At 67.4% G+C, this 16,502-nt stretch carries 13 protein-coding genes; 5 read left to right on the top strand and 8 right to left on the bottom strand.

Features of this window, described 5'->3' with window-relative positions:
• Positions 1-2: 2 nt before the first annotated feature.
• Entirely contained in the window at positions 3-575 is a 573-nt protein-coding gene (locus MARKY_RS11605; protein WP_013703692.1) for a YdcF family protein, read from the top strand.
• Here the strand turns inward: MARKY_RS11605 and MARKY_RS04515 are convergent.
• Genes MARKY_RS04515 through MARKY_RS04505 form a run of 3 tightly spaced genes read right to left on the bottom strand, consistent with a single transcriptional unit; the run spans position 493 to position 2,422 of the window.
• A complete protein-coding gene (locus MARKY_RS04515; protein WP_013703691.1) occupies positions 493-957 on the bottom strand; it encodes a DivIVA domain-containing protein in 465 nt (154 codons plus the stop codon). The genes MARKY_RS11605 and MARKY_RS04515 overlap by 83 nt on opposite strands.
• On the bottom strand, positions 957-1,601 hold the full coding sequence (locus MARKY_RS04510) for a YggS family pyridoxal phosphate-dependent enzyme (RefSeq protein WP_013703690.1): 645 nt from the start codon (positions 1,599-1,601) through the stop codon (positions 957-959). The genes MARKY_RS04515 and MARKY_RS04510 overlap by 1 nt, the downstream gene beginning before the upstream one ends.
• A 5-nt stretch (positions 1,602-1,606) precedes the next feature.
• The gene (locus MARKY_RS04505) at positions 1,607-2,422 is read right to left on the bottom strand and encodes a purine-nucleoside phosphorylase (protein ID WP_013703689.1); all 816 of its coding nucleotides are present in this window, start codon (positions 2,420-2,422) and stop codon (positions 1,607-1,609) included.
• Between the two features lie 95 nt (positions 2,423-2,517).
• On the opposite strand from MARKY_RS04505, the gene MARKY_RS04500 reads away from it, so the two are divergent.
• The 4 genes from MARKY_RS04500 (at position 2,518) to dnaG (ending at position 10,704) form a co-directional block, all read left to right on the top strand.
• The gene (locus tag MARKY_RS04500; RefSeq protein ID WP_013703688.1) at positions 2,518-4,971 is read left to right on the top strand and encodes a BamA/OMP85 family outer membrane protein; all 2,454 of its coding nucleotides are present in this window, start codon (positions 2,518-2,520) and stop codon (positions 4,969-4,971) included.
• Positions 4,972-5,362: 391 nt separating this feature from the next.
• Positions 5,363-5,776, top strand: a complete 414-nt coding sequence (locus MARKY_RS04495) for a hypothetical protein (RefSeq protein ID WP_013703687.1) — start codon at positions 5,363-5,365, stop codon at positions 5,774-5,776.
• The gene (locus MARKY_RS04490) at positions 5,773-8,940 is read left to right on the top strand and encodes an AAA family ATPase (protein ID WP_013703686.1); all 3,168 of its coding nucleotides are present in this window, start codon (positions 5,773-5,775) and stop codon (positions 8,938-8,940) included. Before MARKY_RS04495 ends, MARKY_RS04490 begins: the two co-directional genes overlap by 4 nt.
• A gap of 3 nt (positions 8,941-8,943) precedes the next feature.
• Positions 8,944-10,704, top strand: coding sequence for a DNA primase (gene dnaG / locus MARKY_RS04485; RefSeq protein ID WP_013703685.1), 1,761 nt, complete (start codon positions 8,944-8,946; stop codon positions 10,702-10,704).
• Here the strand turns inward: dnaG and queA are convergent.
• The 5 genes from queA to MARKY_RS04460 are packed head-to-tail and all read right to left on the bottom strand — an operon-like array spanning position 10,701 to position 16,502.
• Complete coding sequence (gene queA / locus MARKY_RS04480; RefSeq protein ID WP_013703684.1) at positions 10,701-11,729, bottom strand: tRNA preQ1(34) S-adenosylmethionine ribosyltransferase-isomerase QueA; 1,029 nt, start codon at positions 11,727-11,729, stop codon at positions 10,701-10,703. The genes dnaG and queA overlap by 4 nt on opposite strands.
• 18 nt (positions 11,730-11,747) lie before the next feature.
• Positions 11,748-12,308 carry a LabA-like NYN domain-containing protein gene (locus tag MARKY_RS04475; protein ID WP_013703683.1) on the bottom strand — a complete coding sequence of 187 codons (561 nt, stop codon included), beginning with the start codon at positions 12,306-12,308 and terminating at the stop codon, positions 11,748-11,750.
• Positions 12,305-13,051: a metallophosphoesterase family protein gene (locus tag MARKY_RS04470; RefSeq protein WP_013703682.1), complete on the bottom strand. Its 747-nt coding sequence runs from the start codon at positions 13,049-13,051 to the stop codon at positions 12,305-12,307. Before MARKY_RS04470 ends, MARKY_RS04475 begins: the two co-directional genes overlap by 4 nt.
• Positions 13,052-13,086: 35 nt before the next feature.
• A complete protein-coding gene (locus MARKY_RS04465) occupies positions 13,087-15,747 on the bottom strand; it encodes a phosphoenolpyruvate carboxylase (protein WP_013703681.1) in 2,661 nt (886 codons plus the stop codon).
• Positions 15,726-16,502 (bottom strand): TIGR00282 family metallophosphoesterase, encoded by a 777-nt coding sequence (locus tag MARKY_RS04460; RefSeq protein ID WP_013703680.1) that lies wholly within the window; start codon positions 16,500-16,502, stop codon positions 15,726-15,728. Before MARKY_RS04460 ends, MARKY_RS04465 begins: the two co-directional genes overlap by 22 nt.

Here is a 16,502-nt window from a genome sequence, read left to right as displayed (position 1 = left end):
TCGTGCGGAAGCTGTGGGCCGCCCTATTGTGCGTGTTCATCTGGGGGCTCGCAAGCGCCCCCCAGATGGCCGATGCGATCGTGGTGCTCGGGGCGGCCCAGTACAACGGTCACCCCTCCCCCATCTTCGCGAACCGCCTGAACGCCGCGCTCGCCCTCTACCGGCAGGGGTACGCGCCCACGATCCTCGTCACGGGCGGGAAACAACCCGGTGACCGTTACAGCGAAGGCGAGGTCGGGTGCCGCTACCTCGAGGCCGCCGGTGTGCCCAGGGACGCGCTAATCTGCGAGACGCGAAGCCGCAGCACCTGGGAGAACCTCAAGAACGCCCGGGCACTCCTCGGACCGGCGCGCGTCCTCATCGTTACGGACGCCCCCCACCTGCCCCGGGCCATGATGCTCGCTCAGCGGCTGAACATCGACGCGGGCGGTTACCCGGTAGCAGGAAGGTTCCCCCTCGAGTACCGCTGGCGCGAGGCGGTGCTGCGCCTCCTCACCCGGTTCGGGTTGACCGAGGGGCCACCTTCTCTAAAGAATCGAGGTACCCCTCGAGCAACCCCCGAAACTGTTCGATGAACAAATCCCGCTCGCGGCGCAACGCCTCGAACTCGCGCTGCAAGCGTTTGACTTGCTCCATCGCCTCCCGAAGGATCTCCTCCTTCGCGGCCTCCGCTTCCTTCCGGATGAGCTCCGCCTCGCGTTCCGCTTGCAGCTTCACCTCCCGGGCGATCCGCTCCGCAGCGACCACCGCTCGCTTCAACTCCTCCTCGCCACGGCGCATCTCCTCGAGGGTCTCCTCAAGCTCCTGGACACGGGCCCTTAGGGCCTCGTTCTCCTCGAGCAGCGCCCCCACCCGGTCCGCGATCCGGCCCAGATAATCCCGCACCTCCTCGGGGGCGTACCCGCGCAGCACGCGCCTGAACTCCTGGTAGCGAATGTCCAACGAGCTGAGCTCCATCAACCCTCCTCGAACAACGCCCGACCTACCCGAACCAGCGTCGCGCCTTCCTCAACCGCGACCTCGAAATCCCCGGTCATGCCCATCGACCGCTCGGCCAAATTATACCGGTCGGCGAGCCGGGAGAGCTCGCGGAACACCCAGCGCACCTCCTCCGGCCGCTCGGTGTACGGTGCCATGGTCATCAGACCCACGAGTTCCAGCGCTTCGAGCTCCCGCACCCGCGCCACCGCGTCCGCAAGCTCCTCGACGAACACCCCGTGTTTTTGCGGCTCGCGGGCCACGTTGACCTGAAGCAGCACCCGGGCGCGCCAACCTTCCCTCGCGGCGCGGCGCGCGAGGGCCTGCGCGAGGCGGACGGAGTCGATCGAGTGCACCAGGGCAAACGGTCGCATGAACTTGACCTTGTTGCGCTGCAACGGTCCGATAAAGTGCCACTCCACCCCGCTCAGCGCCTCCATCTTGGGCCGCGCTTCCTGGACCCGCGACTCCCCTAGCGGGAAGTTCCCGTACGCCAGCACGCAGCGCTGAATCTCCTCTAGGGTGCGCCCTTTCGTCACCGCGACGAGGCGCACCGAGTCCGCGCTGCGGCCCGCCCGGGCCGCAGCGCGCGCGATGCGCTCCAGGACCTCGGGCAGCCCCATCGCACCTAGAGGACCTCTAGGATCGCCTTAACCAAGCGCCGGAACACGGGGCCGGTCCGCTCGGCGGTCTCGAGGACCTCCTCCGCGGTGGAGTGGTGGTCACGGTCCCCGACGGCCATGTCGGTGATGGTGGACAACCCCAAGACGCGGGCTCCCAAGTGACGCAGAGCGATCACCTCCGGCACCATGGACATCCCGATCGCGTCCGCCCCGAACCCGTAGCGCAACAGGCGCAGCTCAGCCCGCGACGCGAAGCTCGGGCCGGAGATCGCCACGTACACCCCCTCCCGCAAGCGGATGTTCTCCTTGCGAGCCACCTCCCGCGCCCGCTCGATCGCCTCGGGGTCGTAAGCCTCGAACATCACCGGGAAGCGCGGGCCCATGCGCTCGTCGTTCGGCCCCCTCAAGGGGTTCTCTCCCATGAAGTTGATGTAGTCCAGGTGCAGCATGATGTCCCCGGCCTCCCACATGGGGTTGAGCCCCCCAGCGGCCGAGGTGAGCACGAAGGTCTTCGCCCCGAGGTAGTACCCCACCCGCACCGGGAAGACCACCTGCTCCATGGGGTACCCCTCGTAATAGTGCACCCGCCCCTTGTACACGACCACCTTCTTGCCCGCGAGGGTCCCCAACACGAGCTTCCCTTCGTGCCCCGGTGCCGTCGAGATGGGGAAGCCCGGGATCTCGCTGTACGGCACCTCCGCGACCGCCTCGACCTCGTCCGCAAGAGGCCCCAAGCCACTGCCCAGGACCACCCCGATCTCGGGCTCAAAGGAGGTCCTGCGGCGCACCGCTTTCACCGCTTCCTGAATCTTGTCGTACATCACGCTTCCTACGATACCCAACCGAGCTCCCCCCCACAAGGCGCCCTGACGCCCCCTCTCACACGTACTTCACCACAATTCGGTAGCATGATCGCATGTTGAAACGCCTTGCAGCGGTGTTATTCCTGGCGTTTGGAATGGTATTGGCGGTCCCCCTAAACGACATACGTATCGAAGGGGCCGGCCCCGTCCTCAACGCCCTCGCCCGCATCGCCCTGCCCGTCTCCGTCGGCGACGAGATCACCGAGACAGACCTCGAGGCCGTTCGGGAAGCGGTACTCGAGACCGGTTACTTCGCCAGCGCGGAGGTCCGCCTAGAGGACGGGGTGCTCGTGGTCCGCCTCCAACCCAACCCCCCCATCCGCGGGCTGGAGATCGCCGCTTCGGCCTTCCCCCCCGAAACCCTCACCCGCCTTCTTGGAGAAGAACTCGCCCTAGGCCAAGGGGCGACCTACAACCCCAACCGTGCCCAGGAAGGCGCCCAGCGCATCGGCACCTTCTACCGCGAGCAGGGTTTCCCCTTCACCCCCGAGGTGCGCCTCGAGGCCACGCAAACCCCCGAAGGCGTCATTTTGAAGTACACCGTGGAGGAGTCCCCGCCCCTCGCGAGCATCGCGGTGGAGGGCGCGACCCTCATCCCTGAAGCGGAGGTGCGCGCGGCGTTCGATCCCCTCGTGCGCGCGGGCAAGTTCGAATGGGAAGCGTACCGGCAGGCCGTTCAGACGGTGAACCGGCGGTACTTCGAGCAAGGCTTCCGCGGAAGCGGCGTGAATCCCGCCGAGACCCGGCTGATCGAGGACACCCTGCACCTCCGCATCCGGGAACTGCAGCTCGCCGAGGTGGACGCCACCGCCCTGGGGGACGCGCCGATCATCCTCGAAGCCGGCGCACCCTTCAACTACGAGCAGCTTCTGGACGAAGTGGCCCGGCTTTCCCGTGCCTTGGGGCAAGAGGTGCGTTTCCAGCTGGAGCAGGTCGCTCCAGATCAGGTGCGGGTGGTGCTCTCCCCCAGCACCCCGCGCTTCGGTGTGATCCGCGAGGTGCAGATCCAAGGGGTGAGCGCCTTCCCCCTGGAGAAGGTACGCGCCGCGCTACGCTTGGGGCCGGGGGACGTGTACGTTCCCGAACTCGCCCAGGAGGATTACGGGCGTATCGTACGCCTGTACCAGGAGGCGGGCCTCGAGGTGCGCCCCCAGCCCGACGTTTCCTTCCAGGAGGGGGTGTACACCCTCCGGGTGCACGAGATCCGCATCGGCGGGTACCGGCTCGAGTGGGACGGTCCGCACCGCACGCGCGACGAGGTGGTGCTGCGCGAACTCCCCCCAACGGGCAGTGTCCTCTCCGTGCAAGCCGTCCGGGAAGGCATCACCAACCTACTGCGCACGGGCCTGCTCGCCGAACCCCCCGCGGTACGTACCGCGCCGGGCGCCACACCGGACGAGGTCGTACTCGTCCTGGAGCTTTCGGAGGCCCGCACGGGCATCTTCGCCCCGGCGATCGGGTGGTCCAGCCTCGAAGGCTGGAGCGGCCAGGCCACCCTTACCGAACGCAACCTGTTCGGCCTCGCGCACCAGGTTTCGGTGGACGTGGTCTTCGGGGAGAACGAGGCTCAGGATAACTTCTCCCTCCGCGCCACCTACCGCATCCCCTGGCTGTTCGTGGACTTCGCGGATCTGAAAGAGGTGCGCACCAGTCTCGAGCTCAGCCTCTTCACCCTTCCCGTGCCGAACATCCCGCTCACCGACACGAACGGGCAAGACACCGGCTGGGAGTTCACCGAGCGCCGCACCGGCTTTCGCTTCACGGTGGGCCGCCCCTTCTCCAAAGACCTGAAGAACCTGCGGCTCTTCGCCAGCGTAGACGCGGAGATCGTGCAGCCGAAGCTCGAGGTGCTCGACCCCGAAGCCCCCAGCACCCCCAGCGAGGCGGAGGCCATGGCGCTGCTGCCCACCCCCTACCAGAGCTATTCGCTGGGCCTCTCGGCGCGCTTCAGCACCGCGGACAGCCCCGACTTCCCTACGGAGGGCGTGGCCGCGCGGGCCTCGAGCGCGTTCGGCCTGGTCTTCCCTGAGGGAGAGGCCCCTACGCAGTTCGTTCCCCTCTCCGCAACCCTTAAGACGTATGTCGCACTGGACGAGCCGCGTCAGCAGGTGCTGGCCTTCCGCGTAGCGGCGGGCACGGTCCTGGGTGAGCCCCCGGAGAGCCGGCTCTTCCACCTGGGCGGCTCGGAGCCGGAGATCAGCTTGTTGCGCGGCTACGAGAACCGCGCCTTCTCGGGAACGAACCTGCTCGGGGGGTCGGTGGAGTACCGGTACGACTTCGGGCTACGCTCCTCGGTTACGCAGACCCTTGTGGGCATCGTGTTTGTGGACGTGGGGAGCGTGTGGAACCCGGGGGAAGATCCGGTCTTCTTCGGTGGATACGGGGTGGGCTTGCAGCTAAACCTCGGGTTTAGTGGGGTGTTCCTGCCCCCGATCCGCCTGGACTACGGGTTTAGCCCCACGAACCCGAACGGGGTGCTCCACTTCCGCCTCGGCCCGGTATTCTAAATCCCTGCCCTTGCCTAGTGGGTTCGTAGAGGCCCCCGCCGCGGCGCTGGCTACGGTGGGGGCCTTATCCACAGCAGCGCTCGATCGACTCCGCGCAGCCCTGGTTCTCCAAGGGCGCGGACCGCGCTTTTGCAAAGCGCCCAGGCATCACAAAATTCGGTCTGTCCATCGTCTTCTAGGGAGGATGTCTAGGCCTGAGCGCCCGCCCTAGCGACAGATAAACAGGAAATGAAATGTATACACGTTCACGTTATCTTAGCGATGCGCACCTCAAAAACCGCCGATCTTGCCTCACCACCCCCCTCTAACGCCCATACTTCACCCTGTAAACGGGCTTGTCTTCCGTTTCGGGGATTGATCCGCCGCGCACATTTTGCAGTAGAATTTAGGCATGGTGCTCGAGGAAAGCGTGGAGGAGTTCACTCAGCGATTCGCCGCTTACGCCACGCGTGGTTACGCTTACCCCACGCCCCTCGGCAGCCCCGTACTCGAGCTGGCGTGCCCCGTGGGGGTGTTGCACCTCTTCGACCGATCCCCTCCGCCTAGCCCGAACGGACCGGTTGAGGTGATCGTGCACGGGGTGCTGGAACGTTACCGCTACCACGAGGACCGGCCGGGCGCATGGCGGCTTTCGGGCGGGCGGTACCGGCTCCGAGGCCGGATCGTGCAGCCGATCGAGCCCTGGTTTTACCACTTAGACGTGGGCATCCCGATCGTGCTGGCCTCTGAGGAACCGCTCGAGGCGGGGTTACCCCTAGAGGTCGTGACTGCTCCGCCTTTGATGGGGTTCCGGCTCGAGCGATGAGGTGTGCGCACTGCGGCTATCGAAACCCTCCGGAGTTCCGGTACTGCGGGCTCTGCGGCAATCCCTTGAGCGCCGCGTCGGAGCAGGCGCGCCGCTGGGCTACGGTGTTGTTCTTCGATTTGTCGCGCTTCACGGCCTACGCGCAAGCACACGGCCTCGAGGAGACCTGGAGTGTGGTGAACCAGGTGCTTTCCGCTACCGCGCAGTGCGTCGAGCAGCACGGCGGCAGCGTGGAGCAGTTCCTTGGGGACGGGATGCTCGCGGTCTTTGGGTTGCATCAGAGCCACGAGGAGGACCCCCACAACGCCTTAAGGGCCGCGGCGTGCATGGTAGCGCGCAACCAGGCCCTCGCACGCGCTAAGGACATCCCGCTTATAGGCCGGGTGGGGATCGCGACCGGGATGATACTGGCCGCGCCGTTGGGTGGGCAACGCGAAGCGCACCAGACCGTCCTGGGGCCGCCCGTGAACCTGGCCCAGCGCCTCACTCAGGCCGCGCCGCCCGGCGAGATCTGGGTGGATGAAACCACCGCAAGTCTTGTGCCTGAGGCGCAGCTGGAGCCCCTTGAGCCCCTTACGGCCAAGGGGTTTTCCATCCCCGTACGAACCTACCGCTTCTCGGGGTGGCAGCGCCGCGACCCTGCGCTCTTCGGCCGCGAGCAGGAACTCGCCGCGCTTCGCGCAGCCTTCGCCGAGGTCCAACAAGGGCATAACCGCCTGGTTCCCGTGGTGGGGCCGATGGGATCGGGGAAAACCCGGCTCATCGAGGCGTTCTGCGAAGACCTTGGAGACGCGACCCGCGTCCTCTGGAGCCCCCGTCTCAGTCTGGAGGCGCCGTTACGCCTCACCCTACGCGAGTTCTTCCAGGAGATCCTAGGACCTCCGGAAGCGTGGCTCGACGCGCTGCCCCTCCCCGCCTCCCTGCGTCCCGTTCTCGCCTTCAGCCTAGGCCTTCAAGCCAAGCCTCCCTTAAGCGGAGCACAGCTCGAGGAAGCGCTCATCGAGGCCTGGTTGCACGTACTTCGCACCCTCGCCGAGGAAAAACCCTTGGTGGTGGTGCTCGAGGACCTGCACGCCGCCCCGGAAACGGTGCGCCAGCTCACGCACCGCTTCGCTGAGGGGCAGTGGGGCCGGATCCTCCTCCTCGCGACCTCGCGCAAGGACTACTGGCGCACCTCGCTGCACGTAGGGCCTTTACCGCCGGAGGCTGGGCAGGCGTACCTGCGCCACCTTCGTCCCAACCTCAGCCCGGAAGCCCTCGAGCATATCTACCGCCAAAGCGGGGGCATCCCTTTGGTGATGCGTTTCCTAGCGCTCATGCCTCAGCCTGCCTCGTCCTTGGCCGCAGCGCTGCAATCCCGGATGGACACCCTGCCGGTCGAGGCGCGCACCGCGCTGCTCGCGGCGAGCGTGTGCGGGCAGCACACGTGGGCTGGTCTGTTACAACAGATTTTGAAGCATGATCCCCGTCCGGCGCTCGCCCGCCTGGTGGCGGAGGGGTACCTGAAGCGCACGCAAAGCCTGATGCCGGACGAGGAGCAGTACAGCTTCACCGATCCGTTCTACCCGGTGGCGGCGCTTGAACTGGTGCCCTTGCCTCAGCGAACGGCTTGGCACCGGAAGATTGCGGAGTGGCTGGTTAAGAAAGGGCATCCGGGATGGGCCCAGTCCGCTGCGCACCACTACGCCAAGGCAGGGGAGCACGAGCGCGCCTACCGTATGCTGCGCGTCGCCGCGCAGCGCGCCGCCCAGTCCGGAATGCTCTCCCAGGCGGAACTCTTCTATCGGCAGGCCCTCGAGATCGCACCCACCGACGCGTTGCGCCAAGCGGCCCGCCGCGACCTGGCGCAGCTCGCGCTCGCGCGGGGCACCCCCAAACAAGCCCTTGAGTGGGCGCAAACCCTGCCCGAGCCCGACCGGCACTACTACGTTGGCCTCGCCTTGAGCGAGCTTCGGCGGGACAAGGAGGCCCGCGAAGCGCTCGCGCTCCAGGCGTACCTCGCGGCTCGTCCGAACGACCTGCGCGCCCAACTCTCCCTCGCGCGGTTAGAACCCGCCTCCCTCGCGCTCTCGCGTACCGAGGCGCTGTTGCCCGAGGTGCCTGAGGACAGCCCACTCGCGGCGGAGCTTCTCCTGGTACGCGGCGAGGCATTGAAGCAACTGCACAAAATGGAATCAGCGCGCCGGACCTTCGAGGAGGGGTACGCCCGCTGCTTGCGCCTCGGTCAAGCTTACGAGGCCGTGAAGGCCGCGCTTGAAATCTCCGGACTCTTGTGGCGCCAAGGCCACCCCGCCGCAGCCATGACCTGGAGTGAGCGGGCGCTCGAGCAGGCCCAGGACCTCCACCCGGCGCTCGTCGCGGTCGTGCACGCGGTCACGGGGGGGCTGTACCTGGATCAAGGTAACTACGAGGCGGCCCGCCAGCAGCTGGAGAAGGCGCGCGCGATGTTTGAGGAGGCGCGCACCTCGGAGGAAGAAGCACGGGTGTATGGGGTGTACCTGCGGTACCTGATCGAAACCGGCCACCTGCCGGAAGCGGTGGCGTTGGGAGAAACCGTGTACGCGCGTACCCGTCACCCTTGGGCCGGGGCGCTGCTCGCGCTGGCCCACGCCTTGAAGCCCGACAAACGATCCGAAGCGCGTTTTTGCGAGCTGAGCCAGGAACTCGTCTCCCAACCTCACCCGGACGTGCAGGCTTTCGTGCACGCCGCCCTGGGGATCCGTGCGTGGCAAACGGAGCAAGACCCCCGCGCGTACTTTCGCACCGCGCTCCGCTGGGCGCACACCGGAAGAAACCCGTACGCCCGCTACCTCACACTGTGCGCGCTTGCCCTGTACCTGCGTCCGCGCGACATCGCCCGCACCCGCGCCCTCGCACAGTACCTGCTGCACCACACAGCCAAAACCGGGTTCATGGGGTTTCACCAGGTAGCCCGCATCCTCCGGGCGGAGCTCGAGCTGGCCGAGGGACGCAAGGTGGACCACCTGCTGAACTTCACCGCAAGCCTGCCCGCGATAGAGCTCTGGCGGCGCAGCCTGTTGGTGCGTCTAGGGCAGACCGTTTCCCCGGTTCCCTCACGGAAACTGGAAGGCTACGGTATCCTAGGGGGGTGGGCGCGGTACGCCTGGAAGGAAGCCCTCCGCGCGAGTAAACTGTTGAGGTAAGCCATGGACCCCCGCGAGGCCATTCGGGCCCGGCTGGACTTCAAAGGGCTCGTTGAACGTTACGTCGCGTTGCGCCCCGCAGGCAAGGGGCGCTGGAAGGGTCTTTGCCCCTTCCACAAGGAGAAAACCCCCTCCTTCCACGTGGACGAGGAGAAGGGGCTCTTCTACTGCTTTGGGTGCAAGGCCGGCGGGGACGCGTTCAGCTTCCTCGAGCGCATCGAGGGGATCACCTTCCAGGAGGCCCTGGAAAAGCTCGCTCAAGAGACGGGCGTCGAGCTTCCACGCGCCGAGCGGAACGCAAAACCCCGGCGCGAGTTACTGGAGATCAACGAGCTGGCCCTGGCCTACTTTCGCTCCCACCTCGAGGGGAAGGCCTGGGCGTACCTGCAGCGACGGGGCCTTACGGAGGCTTCCGTCGAGCGGTTCGCCCTAGGATACGCGCCCCCAGGGTGGGATGGGCTCCTGCGCTACCTGCAAAAGCACGGGGTGGACCCGCGGCAAGGGGTCGAGGCGGGGTTGCTTATTGAGCGAAACGGGCGGGTCTTTGACCGCTTCCGGGACCGGGTCATCTTCCCCATCCACGATCCTTTGGGCCGGGTCGTGGCCTTCACCGGTCGGGTGCTGAACCCAGAGGACACACCCAAGTACCTGAACACGCCGGAGACCCCGATCTTCAAGAAGAGCGAGCTCCTGTACGGGTACGCGCAGGCTCGCGCCGCGCTTCGCGAACGGCGGCAGGCCGTAGTGGTGGAGGGGTTGTTCGACGTGATCGCCCTGCACCAGATGGGCTGGCCGGAAGCGGTCGCCGTGCTAGGCTCCGCGCTAAGCCCCGACCAGGCCCTGTTGTTGAAGCGGGCGGGCGTGGAGCGCGTGTACCTGGCCTTCGACGCGGACGAAGCCGGCCGCAAGGCCACGCTCGCGGGGCTGGACCTCGAGATCGCTAGAAGCTTCCTCGTCTACGCCGCGCGCCTGCCCGAGGGGCAAGACCCGGGTGACCTGCTCGTACTCCCGAACGGCGCACAGGTCTTCCAGGAAGCCCTGGAGCGCGCGCTCTCCGAGGTCGAGTTCCGCTTTGAAGCCGCGAGCGCAGGGCTCGACCTCACGCGCCCCGAGGCCAAGCGCCGCGTCCTACAAGCCCTCCTCCCGCGACTGGTGCAAGCGGAACCGTTCGATCCGGTCGCCGAGGCGCTCAAGGCGCTCATCATCGACCGGCTGGCGATCGATCCCCGCGCGCTCGAGGACGTGATCCTCACGCAAAAAAAGCGCCGCCGTACCGAGACGCTCACTACGGAGCAGGTGCGCGGGATGACGCCCACCACCCGTGAACCGCGCGACAAGACGCTCTTGCTAGAGCTCGACATCATCGCGCTCCTCCTCTCCGCCCCGCAGGAGGAGCTGCGCACATGGGTGCAGTACGTGGAGGACCACACCTGGCCCCCCCCAGACTCGTTCCTCGCGGAATTTATCGAGGTCGCTAGGAAGGAATACTTTAGCCCCGAGCGCATCCTGCACCACTTTGAAAAACGCGGGGAGGGCGCACGTCTTTTCGAGCGCCTCATGCTCGCCGGCGGCACGATCCCCGACCTCGCAGCGAGCCTAGATAAGAGCATGGCCCGCCTGCGCGAGGCCTACCTAACGGCCCGACTCGAGCGCCTCAAGGCCGAACTCAAGCAAAACCCCGAGGACCCCATCGTCCTCCTCAAGGAAATCCAGGAGGTGCAGAAGGCGATCGAGGCGGAGCGTCGGTTGTACAAGCGACCCTAGAGGATCAGCATCGCGTCGCCCAGGCTATAAAAGCGGTAGCCTTCCGCCACCGCGGTTCGGTAGGCCCGCATCGTGGTCTCGTACCCCGCGAAGGCCGCCACGAGCATCAACAGGGTGGAGCGAGGCAGGTGGAAGTTCGTGACGAGCGCGTCCACCGCGTGAAACGTGTAGGGGGGGCGGATGAAGAGCCGGGTCGCCCCCTCCCCCGCGCGCACGCCCTCCCCTGCGCGCCAGGCCGACTCGAGCGCCCGCACCACGGTGGTGCCCACCGCAACCACGCGGCGACCCTCGGCCTTCGCGCGGTTCACGGCCCGGGCGGTTTCCTCCGGCACGTGGTAGGCCTCCTCGTGCATCACGTGCCGTTCGATCGAGTCCTTCACGGGCTTGAAGGTCCCGGGCCCCACGTGGAGCGTGAGGTAGCGCACCTCCACGCCCATCCCCTCCAGGCGCGCCAAGAGTTCCGGCGTGAAGTGCAGCCCCGCCGTGGGCGCGGCGACCGAGCCCGGCACGCGCGCGAACACGGTCTGGTACCGCTCGGGGCGCACCTCGGCGTGGATGTAGGGCGGGAGGGGGGTCCGGCCGATCCGCTCGAGGTGGGCCCACACATCCCCGGCAAACCGCAGGATGCGCTCCCCACCCTCCCCGATGCCCTCCACCACCGCGCGCAAGCCCTCGTCGAAGTGGAGCTCAGCCCCCACCCTAGCCCGCCGACCGGGACGCACCAGGGCCCGCCAACGCCCCGCAACCTCCTCGCGCAACAAGAGCACCTCGAGCACCGCACCCGTCGGTTTGCGGGCCACGGTCCGCGCGGGAATCACCTTGGTTTGGTTCAGGACCAGCACATCCCCCGGCCTTAGGTACGCCGGGATCTCGCGGAAGATGCGGTGCTCGAGGCGCCCCGTCTCTCGGTGGAGCACCATCATGCGGGCGCTGTCCCGCGGCTCGGCCCCCTGCTGCGCGATCCGTTCCGGGGGCAGGTCGTAGGCGTAGTCCTCAAGGCGGGTACCGTCGGCCATGCGCGGCATCGATCCTCCCCCCACGGGCTACTTCTCGCTCGCACCCGGGTAGCTGCGCTCCCGTTGCGGCATGAAGGGGTCCGGGATGTCGGGCAGGTGCGTGAACTTGTCCACCGCGTCGATGAGTTTCTGGGCGGTGGTTTCCTTGAAGGCGACCACCTCGACGCGAATACCGCGCTCCATCAGGACCTCGAGGATCTCCACGAAATCCCCATCCCCCGAGCCCAGCACAACCACGTCCAGGGTGTGCATCAAGCGCACCATGTCCGCGGCGATGCCCATGTCCCAGTTCCCCTCGTAGATGGGTTTACCGTCGTCCGTGGTGTGGTGGAGCTGTAGCGTCATACGCCGCACGCGGTACCCGATGGTGGAGAGCTTGTAGATGAACGGCCAGGCGGAGGTGTCCCCGTCGCGCTCCACCACGTACGCCGTAGCCCGAACCAGCTGCCGCCCGGCCACGGCGTAGTTAAGGAGGCTCGCGAAGTTCACGGTGCGCTCGTAGTAATCGCGCGCGGAGTGGTACAGGTTCTGGGTGTCCACGAAGACCCCCACGCGCTGCGTTGGGTGCCAACCCAGGCTGTCCTTCATACCTCCACCCTCCACCCGGGCCGGTGCCGGTGCTCGGTCTCCTCCGTCCCGTCAAAGTAACGTTGCCGCACGGTGATCTCTCCTCCGTCGATCTCGATCACGGTGTAACTCGGCCGGCCCCGCCCCCGCACTCGGTTGGTGGTCGAGGTGCCGGCGTTCACGATCAGCATCCCTTCAAAACGCCACACCCAAGGCACGTGCTTGTGGCCGTTTAATACCAGGTCCACCTTGTGATCCACCAGGATCTTCAACAAATCCCCCGCGTCCTGGAGGATGTTACGCTCCCGGCCCGCTCCCGGCACCGGGAGGAGATGGTGGTGCGTCACGAACACCTTGATCTCGCTAGGCTCCGCGGTGGAGAGGGCCTCCTCGAGCCACGGGTAGATCGTACGGCCGATGCGGCCCTCGTCCAAATCCGGCTCCGAGGAATCGGCCGCCACCACGTACACCCCCTCCAAACGCCGCGTAGCGTAGCGCGGCCCGTAGAGCTCCTCGAAATGAATGTACCCTACGTTCCGCGAATCGTGGTTCCCCGGCGTGACCAGCATGGGGACCTGGATCCGGTCCGTCCAGGCCTTGGCTTCCTCGAACTCGTGGCGAAGCCCCCGATCGGTCAGGTCCCCCGAGAGCACCACCAGGTCCGGCCCCACCGTGTTGATCTCGTCGATCAAACGCTCCATTAACTCCGGAAGGAAGTACTTGCTGGCCACGTGAATGTCGGAGATATGGTACAGAAGGGGCATCGCTCTTATTCTATCCCAGGCCGACCGGGCCGCGTTCACCCGGTGTTGCGCAGCCCCGCCGCGATCCCCAAGAGGCTCGCGAGCAACGCCCGCTCGAGCTGCGCGCGCTCCGGCGCGTCCGGCGGCGCGCTGCGGTAACGGGCGAGCAGCTCGGCCTGCACGTGGCTGATCGGGTCCACGTACGGGTTCCGTAACGCGATCGAACGCGCGAGGGTTTGCTGGTTCCAAAGAAGCGGCCGGTCGAAGGTCTCCTCCAAAAGGCGCCGGCTTTTCGCGAACTCCGCTTCGATCACCGGGAAAAACCGCTGGGCGAGGGCCTCCGGCACGAGCCGCAGGTAGCTCCGGGTAATCCCCAGGTCCGCCTTGGCCAGGCTGACCGCCGCGCTTTCCAGTACCGAAGCGAAAAACGGCCACCCCCGGTACATGGCGCGGCGCAGCTCCAGCGGGAGCACCTCGAGGCCGGAGCCCAGCCCGAACCACCCGGGCAGATTCGCCCGCACCTGCGCCCAGGACATCACCCAGGGGATCGCGCGCAGGTCCCGGATCTCGCGCACGCGGCCGTGCCGGTACACGGGACGCGAAGCGATCTTCAGGTCCGCGATCTCCCGGATCGGCGTCAACGCCTCGTAAAACTCAAAAAACCCCGGGGCGGCGAGCAGCGCCCGGTACACCTCGGCCGCCCGCGCGGCCGCGCGATCCATCGCCTCGAGCCAGGCCTTCGGGGGGGGGTCTCCCTCACCGCGCAGGTCCCGCGCCGCGGCGAGGACGAAGTGGTAGAGCAGCTGCTCCAGGTGGCGCAGGGCCAGCTCCGCGTGCGCGTACCGGTCCGCGAGCGCCTCGCCCTGCTCGGTGAGGCGCATGCGCATGCCCACGGTACCCCACGGCAGCGCTGCGATCGCCCGGCCTGCCGGAGCCCCCCCGCGCGCGGTGCTTGTGCCGCGCCCGTGGAAGAAAAAGACCGGCACCCCTGCTGCGCGCGCGACCCGAGCGATGCCTTCCTGCGCGCGGTAGAGGGCCCAGTTCGCCGCGAGGAAGCCCGCATCCTTGTTGGAGTCCGAGTACCCGATCATCACCTCGAGGCCCCCCCGGGCCTTCACGTGCGCGCGGAACACCGGGTTCTCCAAAAGCCGCGCCACCACCCCTGGGGCGCGCTCGAGGTCGGCCAGCGTCTCAAACAAAGGCACGACATCAAAGGGCAGAGCCTGCCCCGGCCGGTACAACCCCACCTCTCGGGCGAGCACGAAGACCTCGAGCGCGTCCGCGGGGTGTTGGGCCATGCTGATCACGTACCCGCCGTAAGCACGCCAGGCACGAAGGGCCTCGAGCGCGACCCGGAGGGCTCGAGTGCGGGGCGAGTACCCGACGGGCGCGAGGGGCCGGGCGCTCGCAAGCTCCGCGGTTAATAGCGCCTCGCGGGACTCTGGAGGGCGTTCGCGGTAGTCCGCGGTTACGCCGGCCGCCTCGAGGAGCTCCGCTACGGCTTCGGCGTGCTGTTGGGCCTCTTCGCGCAGGTCCAGGGCCACCAGGTCCAACCCGTAGGTCTTGGCCCGCAGGGTGAGGGGGCGCACCATGGTACGGACCACGGCGTCCAGACCGATCTGGAAGAGGCCGCGCTCGACGCGCTCCAGGTCCTCCACGAAGGCCTGGGGCGTGGAGTAAGCCTCGCCGTTCGGCTCGCCCAGCGTGCCCCGCAATCGGCGGTGCAGCGCCATCAGGTACCGCCGGTAGGGCTCGCCCAGAAAACGCTTGGGTAGGCCCAGCCGCTCGGCCCAACCCTCGGCCACGAGGCGCAGCTCGCGCGGAACCGGGACCCGCTCCTCCGCAAGGGACAGGGCCTGCACCAGCCCATCAAGCGCCTCCAGGTACCGCTGGATAAGGCGCGCGCGGGCGTGGTGCTGGGCCCATGCGGTGACCTCGGGCGTAACGTTCGGGTTTCCGTCCCGGTCCCCACCGATCCAACTGCGGAATCGCACGGGCGGCTCGAGCGCGACCCGCGTGCCGTAATGGACCTGGAAGGCGCGTTCGAGCCCTTCAACTAGCCGCGGCAACGCCTCCCAAAGCGTGGTCTGGAGGTAGTAAAGCCCGCCCTTAACCTCGTCCGTCACGCTGGGCTGGGTCTTACGCAACTCCTGCGTGCCCCAGAGCAGGCAGACCCGGGCCTCGAGGGCCTCCTGGGGGGCCGCGCCTTGCTCGAGCTGCTCGAGCAGGCGTGCGATCGCTTGCAGGTGGTGCCGTACCGTGCGTCGGCGGGTCTCGGTGGGGTGCGCGGTAAAGGTGAGGTGCAGCCGCACCTTCCGCAACAGCGCGGCGGCCTCCTCAGCGCTGAAGCCTCGCTTCTTGAGTTCCCCCACGAGGCCCATCAGGGACTCCGGGCGCGGCGCGTCCGGGGTGGCCTCGGCGTCCCGCAAGCGGTTCACGCGCACCCGGTGCCGGTCCTCCGCCAGGTTCACCAGGTGAAAGTAGGTGGAGAAGGCACGCACCAACCCCTCGGCCTCGTCGAGGCTCAGGCTGCGGATGCGGGCCTCGAGCCGCGCGCGGGCCGCGGCGTCTTCGGGATGCGCGCGGAGGTGTTTGGTCAGGGCGCGCACCTCCTCCTCCAAATCGAATAGCTTCTTCCCGGAGAGCGTGCGGATCGCATGCCCGAGCGCCCGCCCTAAGCGATCTACCTCGCGCTTTAGTACTCCGAAGGCGTCCACGGTTCTTCCCAGATGTAGGGGCTGATCGCCCGCACCTTCCCGTTCTCGAAGACCAGTTCCGTCGCGTGGAACCGCGCCGGTCCTTTCGCGGCTCGGAAGGGCTGAGGCCGTCCGGTGAGGAAACGCGCCAGGAAGGTTTCGGTCTCCCCGCCGATCACCGAGTGGTACGTGCCGGTCATGCCGACGTCCGTCTGGTAGGCGGTGCCGCCGGGCAGGATCACCGCGTCCAGGGTGGGCACGTGGGTGTGCGTCCCCAAGACGGCGCTCACGCGGCCGTCCAGGTAGTGCGCGAGCGCGTACTTTTCGCTCGTGGCTTCGGCGTGCACCTCCACCAGGACGTACTCCGCCTCGACCTCCTCCAAAAGCCGATCCAGAGCGAGGAAGGGACTATCGAGCGGATCCATGAACACCCGGCCCATCACCTGAACCACCAACAGCCGCTCCTCCCCGTGCGTGAACACCCAGTACCCCTTCCCGGGGGTGCCCGGCGGGTAATTCAACGCGCGGATGATCGGAGCGGTTTCGATGAGCTCATACACGTCCTTGTGGTCCCAGGCGTGGTTACCCAGGGTGATGAGGTCCACGCCCGCCTCGATCAGGGTGCGGTACGCCCGTTTCGAGATCCCCTTGCCGCGCGCGCTGTTCTCCGCGTTGGCGATCACCAGGTCGTACTCGCCGCGGATGTCAGGCAGGTGCAGGGATACCGCGCGTAACCCAGGCTCGGCCATCACGTCGCCAATGAAAAGCACCCGCAT

This window comes from Marinithermus hydrothermalis DSM 14884 (genome assembly GCF_000195335.1).
GTDB lineage: Bacteria > Deinococcota > Deinococci > Deinococcales > Marinithermaceae > Marinithermus > Marinithermus hydrothermalis.
The sequence above is the reverse complement of the archived record's forward strand: the minus strand, read 5'-3'. Positions and strand labels throughout refer to the sequence as shown.

Coding starts and splice junctions, on each gene's coding strand:
- queA (WP_013703684.1), bottom strand. CDS start 11,729: ATGCCGCGCATGGCCGACGGTACCCGCCTTGAGGACTACGCCTACGAC.
- MARKY_RS04490 (WP_013703686.1), top strand. CDS start 5,773: ATGAGGTGTGCGCACTGCGGCTATCGAAACCCTCCGGAGTTCCGGTAC.
- MARKY_RS04460 (WP_013703680.1), bottom strand. CDS start 16,502: ATGCGGGTGCTTTTCATTGGCGACGTGATGGCCGAGCCTGGGTTACGC.
- MARKY_RS04470 (WP_013703682.1), bottom strand. CDS start 13,051: ATGCCCCTTCTGTACCATATCTCCGACATTCACGTGGCCAGCAAGTAC.
- MARKY_RS04510 (WP_013703690.1), bottom strand. CDS start 1,601: ATGGGGCTGCCCGAGGTCCTGGAGCGCATCGCGCGCGCTGCGGCCCGG.
- MARKY_RS04495 (WP_013703687.1), top strand. CDS start 5,363: ATGGTGCTCGAGGAAAGCGTGGAGGAGTTCACTCAGCGATTCGCCGCT.
- MARKY_RS04505 (WP_013703689.1), bottom strand. CDS start 2,422: ATGTACGACAAGATTCAGGAAGCGGTGAAAGCGGTGCGCCGCAGGACC.
- MARKY_RS04500 (WP_013703688.1), top strand. CDS start 2,518: ATGTTGAAACGCCTTGCAGCGGTGTTATTCCTGGCGTTTGGAATGGTA.
- MARKY_RS04515 (WP_013703691.1), bottom strand. CDS start 957: ATGGAGCTCAGCTCGTTGGACATTCGCTACCAGGAGTTCAGGCGCGTG.
- dnaG (WP_013703685.1), top strand. CDS start 8,944: ATGGACCCCCGCGAGGCCATTCGGGCCCGGCTGGACTTCAAAGGGCTC.
- MARKY_RS04475 (WP_013703683.1), bottom strand. CDS start 12,308: ATGAAGGACAGCCTGGGTTGGCACCCAACGCAGCGCGTGGGGGTCTTC.